Source organism: Kitasatospora sp. NPDC091257, from assembly GCF_044757675.1.
Taxonomy (GTDB): Bacteria; Actinomycetota; Actinomycetes; order Streptomycetales; family Streptomycetaceae; genus Kitasatospora; species Kitasatospora lactacystinica.
Window position 1 is genome coordinate 1 of the sequence record NZ_JBIVVI010000965.1, and the last position, 3566, is coordinate 3566.

Sequence of the window (3566 nt, forward strand, 5' to 3'; positions counted from 1 at the left end):
GGGGGCGTCGGGGAAGCTCCTCTCGGGCGTCGGGGGCGGTCCTCGCGCGGGCCCGGGGGCGGTCCTCGCGGGCGCCCGGTTTGGGGCGGGCAACGGGCCCCTGGTAGCGTGGGTTGCTGCACCTGGCCTCGGCATGCCCTCTCAGCCTGACCGAAGGCCGCCGGTTGCAACCCCGTTCACAATCTTTAGACAGACTGAGGCTCCTTCGTGGCGAACATCAAGTCCCAGATCAAGCGCAACAAGACCAACGAGAAGGCGCGCCTGCGCAACAAGGCCGTCAAGTCCTCGCTGAAGACCGCTCTGCGCAAGGCCCGTGAGGCCGCTGCCGCCGGCGAGACCGAGAAGGCCACCGAGCTGGCCCGCGCCGCCTCCAAGGCGCTGGACAAGGCCGTGAGCAAGGGCGTCATCCACGCCAACCAGGCCGCCAACAAGAAGTCGGCCATCACCAAGCGCGTCAACACGGCCGTCCAGGCCTGACGCCCCCGGGGGCGGTGACCCCCATCGCTTCGGGACGACCCGGCCCTCTACCCGGACCCCCGACGCGCGCGAGACTCGCACCGTACGCGGCCTGCGTTCGCCACGCGGGTGCGGTGCAACCAAGCAGTGCGACAGGCGTCGCAGTCGGCCTCCTCCCCGGAGACCACTGCGGCGCCTGTCGCGTTCCGCGGTCCGGCCGCTATGGTCGGTCGGGTCCGTTCGAGGTGCGGTTCGAGGTGCGGGGAGCACCCCGACGCCAGGTCCAGGGGGAACTTCCATGACGACGCCACCGCCGCCACCGGCACCGAACGGACCGGGGTACGGCTTCCCGCAGCAACCGGGCGGGGGCGCGCAGCCGGTACCGGGCGCTCCGGGGCCCGCGGGCGCGGGCGGCTTCGGACCGCCGCCGGGGCTGCCCACCGCGCCCGGCCTGCCCGCCGCCCCGGGCCCCGGACGGAGCGGGAACCTGCGGCGCAACGCCGTCTGGGCGTTCGTCGGAGCGGTGATCGTCTCGGTCGGCTGGGCCGCCGCCGTGATGACCGTCCCCGGCCTCGTCACCAGCCAGTCCTCCCCGCGCGACCTGCGCGGCTACCGGCTCTCCGACGACTTCTGCACCACCGGCAAGCCCACGAAGATCCTCCAGACGTACTCCGTCTCGGACACCTCCAAGCCGACCCACCACACCGACCGGCACCCGGCGCTGGACAGCATGAACTGCTCGATGTCGCTCAAGCGCACCGGCGGCACCAGCGACAGCGAGTACGCCAATCTCTACATGCGCGTCGACCTGCACAAGGCGGTCAACCCGGCACCCGAGCTGGAGGCCAACAAGGAGCTCTACCGGGCGCGCGGCTACCAGGTCACCGACATCGCGGGGCTCGGCGAGGAGGCGTACTTCCTGTACAAGGACGACGGCTCGGACCAGTACCACAGCGTCTACGCCGAGCTGGACATCCGCGACGGCGGGATGACGTACTACGTCACCTACTCGGCCAGCTACACCGAGGGCAAGGGCAAGCCGCCGTCCAAGGACGAGCTGCGCGGCGCCCTCCAGTCCGACGGGCAGGACGCCCTCCGGGCCATGAAGAAGTAGGCCGGACCGCTCGCACCGCCGCCCCGCGCCGTCAGTGGGCGGACCATCAGTGGGCGGGCCGTCAGTAGGTGGGCCGGGAGCCGGCCCGGGCGGCCCGGGCGACGGCGACCACCGCGCGTTCCAGGGCGTAGGCCGGGTCGTCCGATCCGCCCTTGACCGCGGCGTCGGCCTGGGCGATCGCGGTCAGCGCGGTGGCCACCCCGTCGCCCGTCCAGCCGCGCATCTGCTGGCGGACCCGGTCGACCTTCCACGGCGGCATGCCCAGCTCACGGGCCAGGTCGCCCGGGCGCATGTTCCGCCCGGCGCTCGCCAGCCGGCCGATGCTGCGCACCCCGGAGGCCAGCGCGTAGGTGATGCCGGTCGGCGGCTGGCCGACGGCCAGCGCCCAGCGCAGCCGCTCCAGCGCCTCCGCGGCCCGGCCGGTGACCGCCAGGTCCGCCACCTCGAAGCCGGTCGCCTCGGCCCGGCCGCTGTAGTAGCGGGCCACCACCGTCTCGTCGATCGCGCCCTCGACGTCCGAGGTCAGCTGGTGGCAGGCGGCGGCCAGCTCGCGCAGGTCGCTGCCGAGCGCGTCCAGCAGCGCCTGGCAGGCCTCCGGGGTCGCGGAGCGGCCCAGGGTGCGGAACTCGCCCTTGACGAAGGCCAGCCGCTCGCTCGCCTTGGCCAGCTTGGCGCAGGCCACCTCACGCCCGCCGGCCTTGCGCCCGGCGTCCAGCAGGCCCTTGCCCTTGGCGCCGCCGGCGTGCACCAGCACCATGATCACTTCCTCGGCCGGCGCCTCGATGTACGCCTTGACCTCCTTCACCGAGTCGGCGGAGAGGTCCTGTGCGGCCCGGACCACGATCACCTTGCGCTCGGCGAACAGCGACGGCGTGGTCAGCTCGGCCAGGCTGCCGGGCTGCAGGCCGCCGGGCGGCAGGTCCCGCACGTCGGTGTCCGGGTCCGCCGCCTTCGCCGCCGCCACCACCTGGGCGACCGCGCGGTCCAGCAGCAGCTCCTCCTGGCCGACCGCGAGGGTCAGCGGGGCGAGCAGGTCGTCGGGTGCACTCTTCCTGGCCATCGCCTACCAGCATCCCACGGGCCGCGGACACTCCCGCCCGACGGAGCGGGCGGCCCGACCTGGACAATGGCCCGGTGAGCGAGAACCAGACCACCGACCTCCCGGACGTCGACGACCCGTACGCCCGGCAACTGCTCGTCCTGCCCGACCGCGACACCGCCCAGGAGGCGGCCGAGGAACTCGGCGCCACCCAGCCCGACCTCGGCGAGCTCGAAGTCGTCCGTGACGCGCTCGCGGGCGAGGACGACGCCGAGGACGCCCAGTGGCTGGTCGTCGCCGAGGCCCCGGAGAACGGCTGGACCCCCGCCCTGCTGCACGCCCTCGACACCCTCGCGACCGGCTACGAGGGCTGGCGCGAGGAGGCCTGAGGCCCGCGCCCGCGCCCGCACCCGGCACCCGGCACCCCGACACCTTCCGGGCCGGCTCGACCACCGCGGCGGCGAGCCGGCCCCGCCGTCGGCGCCCCTGCCCGCCCGGCCCGGCCCGGCCGGATCAGAAGTGCGGGGAGCCGGGGGCGCCCCCGAGCCGGAGGTCGCCGACGCCGTCGAGGACCTTCTCCGCCGGGGCTACGTGCCGGCCCGCGGTGATGACGTCGCGCAGGCAGCGGTCGAGCGGGGTGCGCTCGGTGTAGATCGCGGCCGATCCCATGGCGTCGTACAGGAGTTGGACCGCCTCCCGGCAGGCCCGGTGCGCGAACCGGCGGGCCGGCGCGGCCGTGCCGCGCTCCGGCTTGCCCGGAGCGCGCCGCAACCCGCATTTCCAGGCCTTTGCGCGTTCCTGTGGCACCTTGCCGCGGGCTGCCTTCACCTCCCCCTGAGCTTGTGGCATTTCTCCGGCGCGGGGCCGGGCGCGGCCCGGGCGCCCCGGGACCGGTTTTGGGGGGGGGCGCCCCCCCCCCGCTGGGGAGAGCCCCACGCGTTAAAACACTCACACGTA

Annotated in this window: 5 protein-coding genes; 3 read left to right on the forward strand and 2 right to left on the reverse strand. The window is 74.4% G+C overall.

What is annotated here, in order from left to right; all coding sequences use genetic code 11:
• Nucleotides 1-207 precede the first annotated feature (207 nt).
• Both rpsT and ACIQOV_RS32825 read left to right on the forward strand, forming a co-directional pair.
• A complete protein-coding gene (gene rpsT / locus ACIQOV_RS32820; RefSeq protein ID WP_030309778.1) occupies nucleotides 208-477 on the forward strand; it encodes a 30S ribosomal protein S20 in 270 nt (89 codons plus the stop codon).
• 277 nt (nucleotides 478-754) lie between these two features.
• Nucleotides 755-1570, forward strand: a complete 816-nt coding sequence (locus tag ACIQOV_RS32825) for a hypothetical protein (protein ID WP_401054371.1) — start codon at nucleotides 755-757, stop codon at nucleotides 1568-1570.
• Between the two features lie 61 nt (nucleotides 1571-1631).
• Here the strand turns inward: ACIQOV_RS32825 and holA are convergent, their stop codons facing one another.
• Nucleotides 1632-2630, reverse strand: coding sequence for a DNA polymerase III subunit delta (holA, locus tag ACIQOV_RS32830; protein ID WP_401054372.1), 999 nt, complete (start codon nucleotides 2628-2630; stop codon nucleotides 1632-1634).
• Between the two features lie 74 nt (nucleotides 2631-2704).
• On the opposite strand from holA, the gene ACIQOV_RS32835 reads away from it, so the two are divergent.
• Nucleotides 2705-2998 (forward strand): hypothetical protein, encoded by a 294-nt coding sequence (locus tag ACIQOV_RS32835; protein ID WP_380542257.1) that lies wholly within the window; start codon nucleotides 2705-2707, stop codon nucleotides 2996-2998.
• 124 nt (nucleotides 2999-3122) lie between these two features.
• Here the strand turns inward: ACIQOV_RS32835 and ACIQOV_RS32840 are convergent, their stop codons facing one another.
• A complete protein-coding gene (locus ACIQOV_RS32840) occupies nucleotides 3123-3458 on the reverse strand; it encodes a hypothetical protein (RefSeq protein ID WP_401054374.1) in 336 nt (111 codons plus the stop codon).
• Nucleotides 3459-3566: the final 108 nt, after the last annotated feature.